Consider the following 16,534-nt stretch of genomic DNA (forward strand, 5'->3'; position numbering starts at 1 on the left):
ACTATTTGGTTAGCAGTAGGTTTTGCGCTTTTTTACGGCGGATAGGCTGTCTACGTAAAATCATAATGAATAACATGCCGCACACAAAACTCATTAGCACCATCATGTACATGTAGCGATCACTCTTACGATAGTGGTGGTCAGAAATCGCGGTTACACGACCTGTCTCAAAGGTAACGCGAACAAAACCGATGAGTGCTTCATCGGCAAATACTGGTTCAACCAACTGCTGGCGGCCAATGGAAGCTGTTGCCAAGGGCGTGTCTAAGCCTAAAACTTCGCGTACCGATAGCGCATCTTCACTAGACGCTAAACGTACGCCTTGTGCATCATATATTGTCGCATCAAACACCAAACGGTCTTGTGCTAGCTGGTTTGTCAGCTTAAGTAAGCGTTCTTGATCTTTGGTCAAAATCATTTCACTGGCAGAAAGAGACGCCTGTGAAATCAAAACTTTGGTGAGTGTCTCAAGCTGCTGTGCTTGAATTTTCTCGTTGCCCTTACTGATCACAACACTGTTTTTGATCGTGATAAACAACATCACACACAGTAGGATTAGTGCCAGAATTCTTAGGGCATTCCTTACTGAGAACAAGGATTCACTCATGCTCTTTACTCATCCATTTAAAATAAAACAAAGACTTGCCTTTTTAGTTTGTTGAGGTAACGTTTTAGCAAAGTCATAAGGGATTATATACATGGACGCGTCAAAAAGCTTGCCTATCAGAAAACATACGACACTTTTAAAACGATTACCCGAGACTCGATTTGCCTCCCAACTAGATAAAGCAAAAGCAAACTGGATAGTGTTTGCAGAATACCTTTCGCCACGTCATTTTGAAGACATTGATTTCTTCACAGGTGTCTACAACCCCGTGTTAGAAACGTGGAAAGTTGGCCAATATGAAGTCGCCTTGATGGCAGGAGAGTTGACCCCTCAACACGAAACGATCTTACAAAGCCTCAACTTGGATTACGCCTCGCTTAATGAAGTTCCAGATCTCTCAACCCAAGGTTTGATTGTATTTGACATGGACTCAACGGCAATCCAGATAGAGTGTATTGATGAAATCGCAAAATTGGCCGGAGTCGGGGATGAGGTGGCAGAAGTTACTGAACGTGCGATGCAAGGAGAACTGGATTTTGAGCAAAGTTTGCGTCAACGCGTAGGCAAGCTCAAAGGTGCGGATGAATCAATTCTTGAACAAGTTCGTTCCCAATTGCCATTTATGCCGGACTTTGAAGCGTTAATCGCAACGTTAAAAGCACTAGGCTGGAAAACAGCGATTGCTTCCGGTGGTTTTACTTACTTCTCGGACTATATCAAAGATAAAGTCGATTTAGATTTTGCTCGCTCTAATCAGTTGGAAATCATTAATGGTAAGCTCACGGGGAACGTACTTGGCGATGTGGTTACCGCGCAGATGAAGTCAGATATCCTGGTGGAGTTGGCGGATGAATACGAAATTGAGCAGCACAACACGGTTGCTGTCGGTGATGGCGCTAACGATCTTGTGATGATGTCGGTGGCGGGCTTAGGTATCGCGTACCACGCAAAACCTAAAGTGGAAGCTCAAGCGCAATCTGCGATTCGCTTTGCAGGCTTAGGCGGTGTGCTCTGTATTTTATCTGGTGCACTGGTGAAGCAGCAAAAGGTCAGCTGGAAAGCAAAACCTTAATTTATCCATTCAAAAACACCGCCTTTCTGGCGGTGTTTTTCGTTGACTTAGTATGGCTCTAAATTTACTCGGTTAACTCCAATCTAATTACAACCTCTTCCGTAATGTCTTCAAACTCACTGTAACCGACCAAAGCGGTCAGCTCCTTTTCTAATTTGCTCGCTTGATGTACACCAAATTGGGTTAAGTCACTTAAATCTTGTTGCAGCAACGATGTCATCGGATCGAAAATTGGGGCTGTAGATAAGCGAATTACGTAGAAGTCACCCATCATTCGCGCTTTCTTTATAAATTGAATCCGTTCTTTTACGCTGTTGAACTCTTGATGAAGCTTAGACTCAATGCCTGTAATTTTATTGCCGACTTTGGCTGCGCTAATGTAGATATCCTGATGCCTTGCTTGAGCTCCCTCTACACGCTTTATCGGCTCTGCGATTAATGTGCTTGTTCGACCTTTAAAGATAGGTTCAAGTGACAACAATTGATCGTGCCCAAGGCGTGCAAAAAGCTCAATGTGCTTAGGTAGCGGCAAATTCACCCCAATAACGGGGGTTTTGATTGAAGACGACGCTGTTTTACTGATAAAAATGGGTGTGCTCAGAGTTCGAGAGAGCAACATGCTGTGCAGTCTTTCAAGTAACGCATTACTCGGTAGCATCTCTTTTTGCGGGATCAACTTATCTTGATTGTGCTCGATAATGCTGTTGAAAAAGGCGATCACTTTAATGGTGTGGCTGCTTTCATCAATAACTAACTGTACGCTACAGCCATCTGGGCTAACACGAATTACCCGGTATGGCACCGACGTTAAAGGCAGCTTTTTGTCGTAGAGCTGTAACTCTCGGAAGTTGATCTGAACCTCTTGCCCAGAGCGCAACATGGTAGGTTCGTCCAGTTTAATGCCGAGCCCTCGCTTTGAAATATCGACAGTGCTGCCGCTCGCTGTGACAGGCCCAGAACGTAGTTCTATTGGGGTCTTAAATCGGTAACGTGGCTCTTTACGACGAGACTTGGCATCAAAATAAATGCCTTTCGGGTTGCCTATAATTCTTCTCGGATGGCGAAATGCATTTAACGTATTTGCGGGTAAGCGCGGCTTTTCAGTGAGCAGATAATCCTGCCCTGATTTTTCGTCAGCAATTTCTTGCAAGATGCCTATGTGAGTCAATGATTGGGACGTTTCAGCTAACTCCGGAGAGAAAGCGGCTAAGTCTTCCTGTTCTTGCTCTGACAGTTCAAATATCGAAATTCTAAACGCGCGCCAACTTTCACGTTTAGCACCTAAATGCCAAAATAGCTGGCGTTGTTCACGAGTGGCCTCAGGACGAAGCATCGAATAGAAATAGGTTCGGTTTTCGTGCTCGTGAGTAAATGAATAAAGGACGTTTGTGGTGCCTTTAACGCCAGGTTTAATGAGTGACGCGACTCGCTTCTCATTAAATAAGGATCCAAACATTTGCTGGTTCCTTTCATCATGCCAGTACTGCCAAAGCTTTTGATTGTTTGGCGTCAACATAGCGAGTTTCAGCTCACTGCCATCAAAGAATAGAGGTAAGCTGCTGGTGTGCTTAAGCGCGATGTGCTCATAACCACGAGTTCGAGCTCGAATGATCTTATCTTGATTATCGTGACGAGCTCTTTTAGCTGCGCTGTTGAGCGCTTCATCGATCACTCGAGTAACGACATTGGTTTCAGTTAAACGTATGGTTCTGAGATATCGAACTGAGTCATTCTCGTAACAGTCATCAACCGCAAGTATGCGGTACGCCAGCGGTTTCTCTATACCGGCAACCTGAGATTTGCTGGCAAATTCAGTAAACGTGACCTGAATAATCTCCCCAAGGTTATATTTAAACGCACTTGGGACTTTGAACTTTGCGCCAGAGCAGGATAAGTCAATGCTTAACCCATGCAGAAGTTGCCCTTTAGATCGGCAAATCTCGACTTGAGATTGGACTTTCAAGCGCTTTTCTTGGCGCTTTAAGTCATAGCCGAGGTGAACGGGCTCCGCTAAGAAAGGGCTTTTAGGATCCGTTAACGATTGCGTTTTTTGTTGAGTAAGACGTTTGCTCATTACGCGAAAGTTATTCCGTGTGTTGACCAAAGCTTCCCACATTCCCTCAGTGTAGCCGCCAAACTTTTTGATGTTTTTATGGTAAGCGTTGAAAGCAACGTCATCTAACCAATGTGGAATACCATCCAAAATATACTCGCGACATTCACCTTGGACGCGACCGCGCAGATCGATGCTTTTTTTGCACGGAGCCATCAAGCGATTAAGTTCCATCTTCACTAAGATTTTGGCCGAAGGCGGCTCTTCCTCGGTCAATTGGCCAAGGACAAAGTCAAAGTCATCCGAACCGTAAACGGGAATGAGTCGTTCTGCGATCGAGAGAATTTCAGATTGCTGCATTATTTCTGTTAGAGTATGTCGTTACTTTAAATTGTATCGGCTAAGCGAAGTAAAACTTAAGTATATCAATAGTTCATTTCAGTTAAGGTCTGACTTGGCTGTGCTTAGTCACATTTGTAGAAAAAATCGAGGCATCATGGCGAAAGCAAAACGAGCGTATGTTTGTAATGATTGTGGCGCGGATTTTCCCCGTTGGCAGGGGCAGTGTAACGCATGTGGTTCGTGGAATACGATAACAGAAGTCCGTATCGCTGCATCGCCAACGGTTGCTCGTAATGAACGTTTATCCGGCTACGCTGGCTCCGCAACAGAAGCAACAGTTCAAACGTTATCTGAAATTGATCTGCAGGAAGTGCCACGCTTCACCAGTGGGTTTAAAGAGCTTGACCGCGTATTAGGTGGGGGCGTTGTACCCGGCGCCGCTATTTTGATTGGTGGTAACCCTGGTGCGGGTAAATCCACCTTGCTGCTGCAAACCATGTGTAGTTTGTCTGCGCAAATGCCAACGCTCTATGTAACAGGTGAAGAATCGTTGCAGCAGGTGGCGATGCGTGCTTCTCGACTAGGGTTGCCGAAAGATCATTTAAAAATGCTATCGGAAACGAACGTCGACAAAATTTGCCAAATTGCTGAAAAAGAGCAACCTCGCATTATGGTGATTGACTCGATTCAGGTAATGCACGTTTCAGATGTTCAATCGTCACCGGGCAGTGTTGCTCAAGTACGTGAATCTGCGACAGCTCTGACACGATACGCAAAACAGAATAACGTCGCGGTATTTATTGTTGGTCACGTAACAAAAGATGGTACCCTTGCGGGCCCTAAAGTTCTTGAGCACATTATAGACTGTTCAGTGCTGCTTGATGGTGGTACTGATAGCCGCTTTCGCACATTGCGTAGTCATAAAAACCGCTTTGGCGCTGTGAATGAGCTCGGTGTTTTTGCAATGACAGGCCAAGGGTTGAAAGAAGTGAGTAACCCATCCGCGATTTTCCTTTCTCGTGGTGAAGAAGAAACATCAGGTTCTTCTGTTATGGTGGTTTGGGAAGGTACGCGTCCTCTATTAGTAGAGATTCAAGCGTTGGTGGATTACTCGCAATTGGCAAACCCTCGCCGTGTTGCGGTCGGTTTGGAGCAGAACCGCTTATCACTTTTGCTCGCTGTGTTGCATAAGCATGGTGGCTTACAAATGGCAGACCAAGATGTCTTTGTTAATGTGGTTGGCGGTGTTAAGGTGACGGAGACGAGTGCCGATCTTGCGTTAGTTATGGCGCTTTTATCGAGTTTTCGTGACCGTCCACTACCCAAAGATGTGGTTATTTTTGGTGAGGTCGGGCTTGCAGGCGAAATCCGTCCTGTGCCAAGTGGGCAAGAACGTTTGAATGAAGCGTTCAAACATGGTTTCAAGAAAGCCATTGTGCCTGCAGCCAACATGCCGAAAGGCGGCATTCCTGGCATGCAAATTCACGGCGTTAAGAAATTGTCGGAAGCCATAGAGGCTTTTGACGAGCTGTAATGCTCATAAGAATGGTATTTGTGGAATCACAAACTGTTCTATCCGTCCTCAATAAAATGCGAATAAAGTACATAAATTGCTGTGTTTGACTATGCTTTGGGGACGGAAATTTCACGTTAAAATTTTTTTTCTTCCATCCGCACGCAAGGGTATCAGTATTGACAGAATGTGATATACTCTGCGCGCACTTTATACCTTATTAACAGAGTAAGACAATGACTGATTTATCAAAATACAGAAACATTGGTATTTTTGCTCACGTAGACGCGGGTAAAACTACCTCTACAGAGCGTATCCTAAAGCTAACTGGTAAGATCCATAAGATCGGTGATACACACGACGGTTCAACTACAACTGACTTCATGGAGCAGGAAGCTGAACGTGGTATCACAATCCAGTCTGCAGCAACAACTTGTTTCTGGAACGATCACCGTCTAAACATCATCGATACTCCTGGACACGTTGACTTCACTATCGAAGTTTACCGTTCTCTAAAAGTACTTGACGGTGGTATCGGTGTATTCTGTGGTTCTGGTGGTGTTGAGCCTCAGTCAGAAACTAACTGGCGTTACGCTGACGAATCACACGTATCACGTCTGATCTTCGTTAACAAACTAGACCGTATGGGCGCAGATTTCTACAAAGTTGTAGATCAAGTACAAAACGTACTAGGTGCTACACCTCTAGTTATGACTCTACCTATCGGTATCGAAGAAGATTTCGTAGGTGTTGTAGACGTACTAAGCCAACAAGCTTACGTATGGGATGAGTCTGGCCAGCCAGAGAACTACGAAGTTCAAGATATTCCAGCAGACATGGTAGAAAAAGCTGCTGAATACCGTGAAATGCTAATCGAAACTGCTCTAGAGCAAGACGAAGATCTAATGATGGCTTACCTAGAAGAAGGCGAAGAGCCATCTCTAGAAGACATCAAACGTTGTATCCGTAAAGGTACTCGTGATCTAGCATTCTTCCCAACTTACTGTGGTTCAGCGTACAAGAACAAAGGTATCCAACTTATTCTTGACGCGGTAATTGATTACCTACCATCTCCAACAGAAGTTGATCCACAGCCTCTAACTGATTCAGAGACTGGTGAGCCAACTGGTGAAGTTGCGACTGTATCTGCAGACGAGCCACTACGTGCGCTTGCATTTAAGATCATGGACGATCGTTTTGGTGCTCTAACCTTTATCCGCATCTACTCTGGTAAGATGAAGAAAGGTGACACAGTACTTAACTCTGCAACTGGTAAAACAGAGCGTATCGGCCGTATGGTTGAGATGCACGCAGACGAGCGTAACGAGATCGATTCAGCACAAGCTGGTGACATCATCGCTGTAGTTGGTATGAAGAACGTTCAAACTGGTCACACTCTATGTGATCCTAAGCACGAATGTACTCTTGAGCCAATGATCTTCCCAGATCCAGTAATTTCTATCGCAGTTAAGCCTAAAGATAAAGGCGGTTCTGAGAAGATGGGTATCGCGATCGGTAAAATGGTTGCAGAAGATCCATCATTCCAAGTTGAGACTGATGAAGATTCAGGCGAAACTATCCTGAAAGGTATGGGTGAACTTCACCTAGACATCAAGGTAGATATCCTTAAGCGTACTTACGGCGTTGAGCTAGAAGTTGGTGCTCCACAGGTTGCTTACCGTGAAACTATCACTCAAGCAATCGAAGACAGCTACACGCACAAGAAACAGTCTGGTGGTTCTGGTCAGTTCGGTAAGATCGATTACCGCATCAAACCAGGTGAGCCAAACTCTGGCTTCACGTTCAAGTCAACAGTTGTTGGTGGTAACGTACCTAAAGAATTCTGGCCTGCAGTTGAGAAAGGCTTTGCGTCAATGATGGAGCACGGTGTTCTAGCTGGCTTCCCAACTCTAGACGTTGAAGTTGAACTATTCGACGGTGGTTTCCACGCAGTTGACTCTTCAGCAATCGCTTACGAAATCGCTGCTAAAGGCGCATTCCGTCAGTCTATGCCTAAAGCTGGCGCGCAACTTCTTGAGCCAATCATGAAAGTTGACGTGTTCACTCCAGAAGATCACGTTGGTGACGTAATCGGTGACCTTAACCGTCGTCGTGGTATGATCAAAGACCAACAAGCTGCGTCTACTGGCGTACGTATCAAGGGTGATGTACCTCTATCAGAAATGTTTGGTTACATCGGTACTCTACGTACAATGACTTCTGGTCGTGGTCAGTTCTCTATGGAGTTCTCACACTACGCACCATGTCCAGCAAACGTTGCTGAGCAAGTAATTGCTGACGTTAAAGAGCGTAACGCTAAGAAGTAATTCTTAAGTTAACTCTATAACTTGAAAGCCCCGCCTAGTGCGGGGCTTTTTGTATCTAACCGCTTATACACAGCGCGTTTTTGTTTCGCTGATATACGTCTTTGGTGTTGTTTACCGACTATTCTGAAGCTGAGCCAGTATTACTAACATTGAGGTCGATGGTTTTAAAATCTGGTATCACTGACTTTTCAAATGTTTCTATTTCTTCTCTCAACCATTGTGCAAACAATTGGGCTTTAGGTCGCTTTAAGTAGCCTTTTGGAGCGCACAGGTAATACGCAAATTTGGGTTTAATGGCTATATCACCAATTCGGACCAGTTTGCCTGAACGGAAATATTGATGAGCTAAACTGTGTTTGACGAGCGCTACGCCTTGTAGTGATAACGCAGCTTCTAACACTAAGTGTGAGCCACTGTATTTTAAAGCAGGCTTTGCCGCTGAATGACCAAGTCTCGCTAACCACATGTTCCAGTCCAGATCTGGCCAAACGTCTTCGATGAGCTCTGCTTTGCTTAAATCTTCAATGCGATAGATGCCGTGCTCTTTCTGATATACCGGATGACAGGCAGGATAAAAAGCTTCATCCATCAGCCATTGTGATTCTAAATTAGGGTATTTTCCTAAACCGTAACGGACACACAAATCGATCTGACTATCTTGAAAAGACACCAAATCATTGGTTGGTTCTAATAGTAAGGCGATATCAGGGTGACGCTGACGAAAAGCCGTAATTTTCGGGACTAACCAATGGTGAGCGAAAGAGGGGAGTGTTGATATCGAAAGGTGGTTAGGATTAGGATCTAGATTAACCAATCTCACCCCTTGCTGCAAATGAGCAAACCCTCTTTCTGCCTGAGTAAACAGCAGCTCTCCCTCAGGTGTGAGCACTATTTTTCTGTGCTGGCGAACAAATAAGTCCGTTCCTAAAAACTCTTCAAGATGACGAATTTGCTGACTGATGGCAGCTGGCGTAACAAACAATTCTTTTGCCGCTGTTTTAAAGCTACCTTCCTTTGCTGCAACGAAGAAGTAATACAAGCCCTGTAAAGGAGGCATTCGATCTTTCACATTAGTTTTCCTTAACTCAATGGCAGATTCTATCGTTTGAGGATATCAGCGTAGTCGCTGATTATTAAGTGGTCAACATTGTTATAGGAGTTGGTTACATGGAAAACATGACACACACTTGTGAGCGCACTTTACCAGCTGACCATCAGACCGGATTACAGTTAATTTATTCTAAACTTGCTAGTTGGAGAAGAAACTACAAGACACGTCGTCACTTGAGAGAGTTACCAGAACATCTTTGGGACGATATTGGATTAGATGAAAAGGAAATTAATAGTGAAGTGAGGAAGCCTTTTTGGAGAGAGTAGTTTATGAGTTTGATTCAAGCTCAGAATTAAACTGCACTCCCCAATGATATTGAGGAGTGCAGACAAGGCTATAAGTCTTCTTCCCACACAACCAATTCACCTTTCGGCCAGTTGTGACCAATTTCATGATACTTTTGCTCAAGCACATGACGTTTAATTTTGAGTGTTGGCGTCAATACGCCATTTTCAATGCTCCAAGGCTCTTTAATCATTAATACGCCTTTGATTTGCTCATGAGAGGCGAGTTCTTGATTCATTTTTGCAATGACTTTGCGGGTGGTTCGTGCGTACCGTTCCCGATCAAAGTTAGGAAAATCATGTGGCACAACCAAAAGAATCGGGGCTGGTAGCCCTAAACCGATGAGGCACATCATCTCTACGCGACTGTATTCGAAAAGTTTTTTCTCGATAGGAACTGGAGAGACAAACTTACCTTTGGCGGTTTTAAAGTTATCTTTTTTACGGCCTTGAATGGTTAGGTAACCATCTGAGTCGATAGAGCCGATGTCGCCTGTGTGTAGCCAGCCCTCTGAATCAAAAGACTCTTGGGTGGCAATGTCATTTTTGTAGTAGCCAGAAAATAGCCCTTTGCCACGCACCATGATTTCATCATCGTCAGCGATTTTTAACTCAATACCTGGTCCAGCATTACCGACACTACCAATTTTGTCAGCTCTAAATGGGTAGTTGAGCGTGCTATAAGCAAATGATTCTGTCATGCCCCAAGCTTCAGTAATATTGAGTCCTACAGAGTGGTACCATTCCAGCAGTGCTGGTGATACCGGGGCAGAGCCACAGCCTAATACTCGAGCCTGATCCAACCCCAATCCTTCTGCGAGCTTTTTCTTGATCAGAGAATTGACGAATGGGATTTTCAATAGAATGTTGAGCTTCTTCTGTGGAAGTTTGTCTTGAATACGTTGTTGGAATAGCGTCCATAATCGCGGGACTGAGATAAACAGAGTCGGGCGGTGCATTTTTACATCTTCGATAAAGGTATCCAATGATTCTGGAAATGCTGTTGGTACACCACCCATGATGGATGAGCCAAAAATGTAGACGCGCTCTGTAATATGAGCCAAAGGTAAGTAAGAAAATAGACGATCATTTTCTTGAATACCGATATGGTTTATCAGTTGTTGTACGGACCAGTTAAACGCTCCGTAGGTCAGCATCGCACCTTTCGGTAATCCTGACGTACCTGAGGTATACACCAAAGACATTAGCTTATCGTCGTAGTGCTGTGGACGCTCTTCACTTGGCATTGCATCAGCGATGAGCGCTTGGTATTCGTACTGACATTTTGGCGCAGTATCGTAGGGGAGCGCGATACTAATGAGTTCCGGCATTGCATCAATGACTTGCTGGGTTGCTTTAGGATCATCAAGTTTTCCGCCAATGAGCGCTTTACTTTCACTATGAGTCACACAGTATTCGATGGTGTCCGCGCCGGCGGTAGGAAAGATTGGCACACTGACATAATCGCCAAGCATCATCGCAAGATCGCAAATAAACCACTCTGCACAGTTTTTAGACACTAACGCCACTTTGTCGCCAGGCTGTACTCCGAGGTTGCGTAGTGCACTGACGAGTTTTAAGGCTTGATCGGCAACATCAGCGAACGTGTATTCAACAAATTGTCGGTTAATAATTTGCTTTAGGTAGACCTCATTTGGGCGCTCTTGAGCCCATTTGAGAATCATTTCATTTGGTGGTGGGAGAGCGCAACCAGCAGCGCTGTTTAGATTCGGCTGATTCATTTTTAGTGACTCCATGTCTTCTCGTTGTATTTATAATTGTTAACGCATTGTTAACTTTAGCATGTTAAATAACGACACGGGAATGCATTTTGATGAAATATGTGGGGAGGATAGCGTTAGTTACCCCTAAAGTCGGTACTAATAGCGCCTAAAACTGTTGCCGGTAATTCGCTGGGGACAGGCCTGTTTTTTTCTTAAAAATTCGAGAAAAGTAAGAGACATCTCGGTATCCACATTGATAAGCAATATAGGCAATTTTCATGGATTCATTTTCAACGAGCATTTTCTTTGCTAATGAAATGCGTTTCGCAGTGACATAATCACGAAAGCACATACCAACTTTGCGATGAAATACTTTGGAAAAGTAGTTCGGTGAGTAGTGACAAAGCGCAGCAGCTTCCTCTTCCCTTAGGTCTTTATGGACGTTATTGGCGATGTAATGAACCACGTCAGAAAAATTCGACTTTCCGCTTCGAGAAAAGAGTTTATCGACCGAAATTTGTTCTTCGTCGACCTTGCTGTGCAAAAAGTATTTCAATTTTATCTGTGATAGCCAAATCGGGAGGGTGATTTCATTCAACGTATAATATTCCGCACAAATATGCTTTGGCGGTAAGTGAGGCTCGATATCGGTTGGATGTATAACGATCAGTTTTTTGTCGAGATTTTCACAGAGCGTGATGACGCCTTTCAGGTGCTCTCGATGATCGCAAGTCATGTAGTAGAAGAAATAGCTGTGTTCTTTATCGCTAAGCACAGAGATATCTTTGCTACAGTCCATAATCTCAAAGCTCTTATCAAACTCACAGCGAAGTGATTCCGGCAGCGAGCAAAGAGTCTCTCCAATCCAATAAGCTTTGGTCAGTCTATCCATATGAATCCCGCTCAGTACGTACTACACCAACGTTAGTATGTATTGAGGTCAGTCGAGCCTCATTCCTTGAGCTTCAGACCTCACCCTTTCGTTTATTAAGCTTAGGCTTATATAGTCATACTGCAAGTGTGAAAGGTGTCACATAGTTGGTGGTGATGTGTCTCGTTATTGATACATTTTGATTCTGAAGCGCAGGTAGGCAAGAAAGTACCAACCTTTGGCAAAAAAGTCCTAACCCCCCTAATTCTCGGTGACTAATGTTTAAGCATGATTCAGGTGCACATGAGACCTGTATCATTAATAGCGAGATACGTTAAAGGGGATAATCATATGGATAACTTTCGCAATCTAATCAAGGACTTCATGGAAGATGAAGAGGGGCTAACACTTTTAGAGTACATTCTAGGTGCGGCATTAATTGTTACAGCGTTCTTGACTTCAGGCTTCTGGACGACTTTGTCTAACAAGTTTACTTCAGTAGCTGGTCGTATCAGCAGCTCGTAATGGTTAGCGAGTTAGTTATTTGGTCATTGCTTATTGCGATTGGAGTATCAGACGCTCAGAAACACAGAATACCAAACAAAGCGGTGCTTATGCTTTTGGTTGCTGTTACTGCAAACGTAATTTACAACCCAGCAACAAGTGGCTTGGATCATTTATATGGTGGGTTGGTTGCGTTTGCAGTGTGTTTCGCGCTGTATCTGTTCAAAGTAATGGCTGGAGGAGACGTTAAGTTGCTCGCCGTCATAGGGGCATGGCTGGGTCTGAGTAACCTTGGGGAAGCGTCTACTGGAATAATACTTGCTGGAGGCATCGTGGGCATTTTTTATCTAATGTTACACGTGTCATCGACTAGTGTTGCTCTATCACACCAGATAAAAGGGTATTGCTTAGAAAAAGTAACACCAGGCTTTAGGTCTAATAAGCCGTTAGTCATTCCTTTCGCGCCGATAATCGTAATTGGATTAGCTTATTTCTCCTACACCCATTAAATAATAATAAAAAATGGCATGCAGCATCAGTTGACTAGGCAACTTCAAGAGGGGAAGTGTGATGGGCTCTGTGTATTGGGAAAAACTCGTGCCACAAATAAATCCACCAAAGGTGCCTTCGTCTGTCGAGGGTCTTGGCGTGCCGTCTTCAGTTGTTGAAAACCTAGTGTTGAAACATCTGTCTGCCTATCCCAAATGTGACTTAATTGAATTAACGCAACGGCTTTGTATTGTTTCGAATATTGTCGAGCTTGCTTTGGCGCAGTTAAGAAAGCGAAGTTGGGTAGAAGTTTATCAGCCAGCATCAGACAAGTTGAGTACATCGTATTCCAACGTACGCTACAGTTTAACCGAGCTTGGGCTTGCAGAAGCAGACATTGCGTATAGAAAAGATCCGTATATCGGTCCTGTTCCCGTCTCTTTGGAAGAATATTGGACGGTTGTTGAGGGACAAGATCTTCGCAAGCATCCTATTAATCGCAATGATGTTGAGCGAGCGCTGTCTGACGTGTTTGGTTCGGATCATTTGATACCCGTTTTAGGGCCGGCCATTAACTCGGGGCGTGCTTTGTTGCTGTATGGTCATGCGGGTACCGGTAAAAGTTACGTCGCATCAAGAGTGCTCAATGCAATGAACACTTCGGTATTCATTCCTTATGCCGTATATGCCGATGGCAACATCATTAAAGTGTTCTCAGAGCATCATCACCGTCGCTTAGACAACTCCCATTCTCAGGTTTTCGTTAAGTTGGAAACGCATTACGACAAACGCTGGGTTCTTTGTGAAAGACCAAACATTCAAGTTGGCGGTGAGCTGACATTGGATATGCTTGAGGTAAACCACAGCGAGCATAATCGTGTATGGATTGCGCCACTGCAAATGATGGCTAACAACGGAATCTTGGTGATTGATGACCTTGGTCGTCAGTCAATGCCTGTTGATGCCCTGCTAAATAGATGGATCGTTCCAATGGAATACTTATTTGACCATCTAGCTTTGCCAAATGGTCAACAAGTCACGGTGCCGTTTATGCTCACTCTGGCATTCTCCTCCAACTTTGCACCAAGCAAAATTGCAGACCCCGCTTTTTTACGTCGTTTGGGTTACAAGATCGAGTTTACACCGCTTGGTTTGACAGATTATCAAGCGCTTTGGGTTTCGCTTGCTAAAGATTACCAAATGACGCTTGTGCCTGAGTTTTTCGATACGTTAAGTCAGTTACATCGCGACAATGATGTCGCCAACTACCCTTGTTTACCAAAAGACTTACTCGGTATTAGCCGCGATATTTTGGTGTTCGAAGGGAAAGAGAAGGTCGTCTCATCAGACATTTTAACCCGTGCCTGGGGACTGTACTTCACAGTGGATGAATAGGGAGATCTAAATTATGAGTCGGACTCAAGTCATCATGTTGCTGTTGCTCTCCATTGTTTTCGGCCTTGCCGCCGTTTTGATCGCTAAACAATGGATGGATGGCAGAAACCAACCAACTGTCGAGTTAGAAGAGGTCGAAAGACACCCAGTTTTAGTTGCCGCCATGGAACTAGAGCCAGGAACGATTCTATCTGAGAAACATTTGTCTACTAAGCTCATGGAAGTGGATTGGATAGACGATGAAACGCTAAAAGTACAAGAACAGGCATTGGGAAGAATTGTTGCCAATACCATTTATGCGGGCGAGCTGGTTAATTCGAATCGTCTTGCATTGCCCGGTGAGGGCGCGACACTTGCTGCTTTAATTCCTGAAAACAAACGAGCAATCACCATTCGTGTTAATGACGTTATCGGTGTGGCCGGGTTCTTGTTGCCGGGCAATAAGGTCGATGTATTGAATACCGTGAGTTATGGACAAGGTAAAAACGCCACAACAAAAACGGTGCTTAAAAACATCAACGTTCTTGCGGTCGACCAAACAGCCAAAACCAATGATAACAAACCCGTTATTGTGCGTGCGGTGACTTTAGAAGTAACACCGAAAGAGGCAGAAAAGCTCCTATCGGCGAACAGCAAAGGCGACATTCAACTTGCTCTACGCAACCCTCATGAAGTGGATAAACCTGTTGTAGCAAGAAAATACACGCCACGACCTAGTGTGACCATTATTAAGGGATCTCAGGCATCCAGTGTCCGAGTCAGCAATTAGGTGAATTATGAAAACAATAATATTACTCGTTAGCCAGTTACTTTTTGTCAGCTTGTCTGTTAACGCAGCCACGGTGCAGTCAGGAAAAGTCGTGACCGTTGCGCATCACCAATCAACCCAATTGATGATATCCGGCCAAGCGAAGAAAGTGACGTTAGGGGATCCAGAAGTCTTGGATATTTTAGTGCTCAGATCGAACGAGCTGTTTCTTATTGGTAAGAAGTTAGGTACCACGAATGTGTCGGTGTGGGATCGCCGAGGCCGGTTAATTGAGCAGTTTAACGTGGAAGTCACGCATGATCTAAACACTCTTAAATCAAAGCTTTATCAGTTCTTGCCGGATGAAAATATCGAAGTGCACAGTGCGCAAGAAAAAGTGGTACTTAGGGGCTTGGTCAGCAGTCAGCAAAACATGGACACTGCGGTTAAAATTGCTGAAACCTTCGCTTTGGGTGAAGCGGCAGATGAAGAAGATGACAGCTCTAAAGATGATGACAGCATGGTGATCAATCTACTTTCTATTGGCGGGGCTCAACAGGTGACACTAGAAGTGACCGTTGCCGAAGTGCAGCGCACACTAGTAAGACGCTTTGACTCAAACTTCCACTTTTTCCAAAGAAGTGGAGACTTTACCTGGGGTGGTACGACTGCTGGTGGCGGTATTGATGGCATTGGACCGATTTTGAACGTCCCAACAGTCGAAGATTTCGGTTTTCTTGGGTCGTTTATCGACAGCAATACCTTGTTTACCTTCGCACTTGATGTGGCGAAACAAAATGGTGTGGCGAAAGTGTTGGCAGAGCCTAGCCTTACCGCATTAAGTGGTACGCAAGCCGAGTTTGTCGCTGGTGGTGAGTTCCCAATTCCAGTACCAAATGAAGATGGTATTACCATCGATTATAAAGAGTACGGTGTTCAACTCGACTTCGTTCCGTTTATTTTGAGTGATAAGAGAATCAACCTCAAATTGAACGTCAATGTGAGTGAAATCTCCAACTCAGGTGTGCTGACGTTTAATCCAAACGAAGTGAATGCCACGTTCTTTATTCCGCCAATCACCAAACGAAGTGCTGGCACCACGATTGAGCTGGCTGATGGCCAAACCATTGGTATTGCAGGCTTATTGAGTGAAAACGCACGTAATGTCGCGGATGGCATACCTGGAGCGAGTGATTTACCTGTTTTGGGGCGCTTGTTCAAGAGTGAAGAGTTTACCTCAGGGGAAACAGAACTTGTCATTCTGGTCACCCCTCGATTAGCAACCCCAATCGATCGACGTCGAATCACACTGCCAACGGATGGCTTTGTGGCTCCGAACGATGTGGAGTTCTATTTGCTTGGTAAAGGTGCTGAGTTGGATTTTGATAGATACCAGCTAAACGACATCAGCGAAGAAGATACTAACAACAACTTTATTCAATACGGTTCGTCAGAAGGTGGCTCTGAGGGCAAGTTTGGGCACAGTCTATAAGT

General features: G+C 44.5%; 14 protein-coding genes. 9 read left to right on the plus strand and 5 right to left on the minus strand.

The annotated features are described in order from the left end of the window. Nucleotide 1 precedes the first annotated feature (1 nt). Nucleotides 2–607, minus strand: a complete 606-nt coding sequence (locus VEA_RS05460) for a YtjB family periplasmic protein (protein ID WP_041852892.1) — start codon at nucleotides 605–607, stop codon at nucleotides 2–4. 91 nt (nucleotides 608–698) lie between these two features. Here VEA_RS05460 and serB point away from each other — a divergent pair, with 91 nt between their 5' ends. Beyond that, nucleotides 699–1,679 (plus strand): phosphoserine phosphatase, encoded by a 981-nt coding sequence (serB, locus tag VEA_RS05465; RefSeq protein ID WP_006742382.1) that lies wholly within the window; start codon nucleotides 699–701, stop codon nucleotides 1,677–1,679. A 64-nt stretch (nucleotides 1,680–1,743) separates the two neighbouring features. Here the strand turns inward: serB and VEA_RS05470 are convergent, their stop codons facing one another. After that, on the minus strand, nucleotides 1,744–4,092 hold the full coding sequence (locus VEA_RS05470) for a PilZ domain-containing protein (protein WP_012841457.1): 2,349 nt from the start codon (nucleotides 4,090–4,092) through the stop codon (nucleotides 1,744–1,746). 136 nt (nucleotides 4,093–4,228) lie between these two features. Here VEA_RS05470 and radA point away from each other — a divergent pair, with 136 nt between their 5' ends. Together radA and fusA are read left to right on the plus strand one after the other, a co-directional pair. Continuing rightward, on the plus strand, nucleotides 4,229–5,608 hold the full coding sequence (gene radA / locus VEA_RS05475; RefSeq protein ID WP_012841458.1) for a DNA repair protein RadA: 1,380 nt from the start codon (nucleotides 4,229–4,231) through the stop codon (nucleotides 5,606–5,608). Between the two features lie 215 nt (nucleotides 5,609–5,823). Beyond that, entirely contained in the window at nucleotides 5,824–7,914 is a 2,091-nt protein-coding gene (gene fusA / locus VEA_RS05480) for an elongation factor G (protein WP_012841459.1), read from the plus strand. Between the two features lie 118 nt (nucleotides 7,915–8,032). Here fusA and VEA_RS05485 read toward each other — a convergent pair whose 3' ends face one another. Then, entirely contained in the window at nucleotides 8,033–8,983 is a 951-nt protein-coding gene (locus VEA_RS05485) for a LysR substrate-binding domain-containing protein (protein WP_012841460.1), read from the minus strand. Between the two features lie 98 nt (nucleotides 8,984–9,081). On the opposite strand from VEA_RS05485, the gene VEA_RS05490 reads away from it, so the two are divergent. Next, entirely contained in the window at nucleotides 9,082–9,291 is a 210-nt protein-coding gene (locus tag VEA_RS05490; protein ID WP_041852893.1) for a DUF1127 domain-containing protein, read from the plus strand. 68 nt (nucleotides 9,292–9,359) lie between these two features. On the opposite strand, the gene VEA_RS05495 is transcribed toward VEA_RS05490, so the two are convergent. Both VEA_RS05495 and VEA_RS05500 read right to left on the minus strand, forming a co-directional pair. After that, nucleotides 9,360–11,051: an AMP-binding protein gene (locus VEA_RS05495; RefSeq protein WP_012841461.1), complete on the minus strand. Its 1,692-nt coding sequence runs from the start codon at nucleotides 11,049–11,051 to the stop codon at nucleotides 9,360–9,362. Between the two features lie 148 nt (nucleotides 11,052–11,199). Beyond that, entirely contained in the window at nucleotides 11,200–11,925 is a 726-nt protein-coding gene (locus tag VEA_RS05500; protein WP_006742387.1) for a helix-turn-helix domain-containing protein, read from the minus strand. A gap of 330 nt (nucleotides 11,926–12,255) precedes the next feature. Between VEA_RS05500 and VEA_RS23800 the strand changes: the two genes are divergently transcribed. The 5 genes from VEA_RS23800 (at nucleotide 12,256) to VEA_RS05525 (ending at nucleotide 16,532) form a co-directional block, all read left to right on the plus strand. Beyond that, nucleotides 12,256–12,429, plus strand: a complete 174-nt coding sequence (locus tag VEA_RS23800; RefSeq protein ID WP_031781043.1) for a Flp family type IVb pilin — start codon at nucleotides 12,256–12,258, stop codon at nucleotides 12,427–12,429. Beyond that, a complete protein-coding gene (locus VEA_RS05510) occupies nucleotides 12,429–12,917 on the plus strand; it encodes an A24 family peptidase (protein ID WP_041852894.1) in 489 nt (162 codons plus the stop codon). The genes VEA_RS23800 and VEA_RS05510 overlap by 1 nt, the downstream gene beginning before the upstream one ends. Nucleotides 12,918–12,978: 61 nt before the next feature. Continuing rightward, nucleotides 12,979–14,292: a hypothetical protein gene (locus VEA_RS05515; protein WP_006742388.1), complete on the plus strand. Its 1,314-nt coding sequence runs from the start codon at nucleotides 12,979–12,981 to the stop codon at nucleotides 14,290–14,292. A 13-nt stretch (nucleotides 14,293–14,305) separates the two neighbouring features. Continuing rightward, the gene (gene cpaB, locus VEA_RS05520; RefSeq protein ID WP_006742389.1) at nucleotides 14,306–15,061 is read left to right on the plus strand and encodes a Flp pilus assembly protein CpaB; all 756 of its coding nucleotides are present in this window, start codon (nucleotides 14,306–14,308) and stop codon (nucleotides 15,059–15,061) included. Nucleotides 15,062–15,068: 7 nt separating this feature from the next. Further along, entirely contained in the window at nucleotides 15,069–16,532 is a 1,464-nt protein-coding gene (locus VEA_RS05525) for a type II and III secretion system protein family protein (protein ID WP_006742390.1), read from the plus strand. Nucleotides 16,533–16,534 lie beyond the last annotated feature (2 nt).

This window comes from Vibrio antiquarius (assembly GCF_000024825.1).
Classification (GTDB): Bacteria; Pseudomonadota; Gammaproteobacteria; order Enterobacterales; family Vibrionaceae; genus Vibrio; species Vibrio diabolicus.

Coding starts and splice junctions, on each gene's coding strand:
- VEA_RS05490 (WP_041852893.1), top strand. CDS start 9,082: ATGGAAAACATGACACACACTTGTGAGCGCACTTTACCAGCTGACCAT.
- VEA_RS05470 (WP_012841457.1), bottom strand. CDS start 4,092: ATGCAGCAATCTGAAATTCTCTCGATCGCAGAACGACTCATTCCCGTT.
- VEA_RS05500 (WP_006742387.1), bottom strand. CDS start 11,925: ATGGATAGACTGACCAAAGCTTATTGGATTGGAGAGACTCTTTGCTCG.
- radA (WP_012841458.1), top strand. CDS start 4,229: ATGGCGAAAGCAAAACGAGCGTATGTTTGTAATGATTGTGGCGCGGAT.
- VEA_RS05510 (WP_041852894.1), top strand. CDS start 12,429: ATGGTTAGCGAGTTAGTTATTTGGTCATTGCTTATTGCGATTGGAGTA.
- VEA_RS23800 (WP_031781043.1), top strand. CDS start 12,256: ATGGATAACTTTCGCAATCTAATCAAGGACTTCATGGAAGATGAAGAG.
- VEA_RS05460 (WP_041852892.1), bottom strand. CDS start 607: ATGAGTGAATCCTTGTTCTCAGTAAGGAATGCCCTAAGAATTCTGGCA.
- VEA_RS05525 (WP_006742390.1), top strand. CDS start 15,069: ATGAAAACAATAATATTACTCGTTAGCCAGTTACTTTTTGTCAGCTTG.
- fusA (WP_012841459.1), top strand. CDS start 5,824: ATGACTGATTTATCAAAATACAGAAACATTGGTATTTTTGCTCACGTA.
- VEA_RS05495 (WP_012841461.1), bottom strand. CDS start 11,051: ATGAATCAGCCGAATCTAAACAGCGCTGCTGGTTGCGCTCTCCCACCA.
- serB (WP_006742382.1), top strand. CDS start 699: ATGGACGCGTCAAAAAGCTTGCCTATCAGAAAACATACGACACTTTTA.
- cpaB (WP_006742389.1), top strand. CDS start 14,306: ATGAGTCGGACTCAAGTCATCATGTTGCTGTTGCTCTCCATTGTTTTC.
- VEA_RS05515 (WP_006742388.1), top strand. CDS start 12,979: ATGGGCTCTGTGTATTGGGAAAAACTCGTGCCACAAATAAATCCACCA.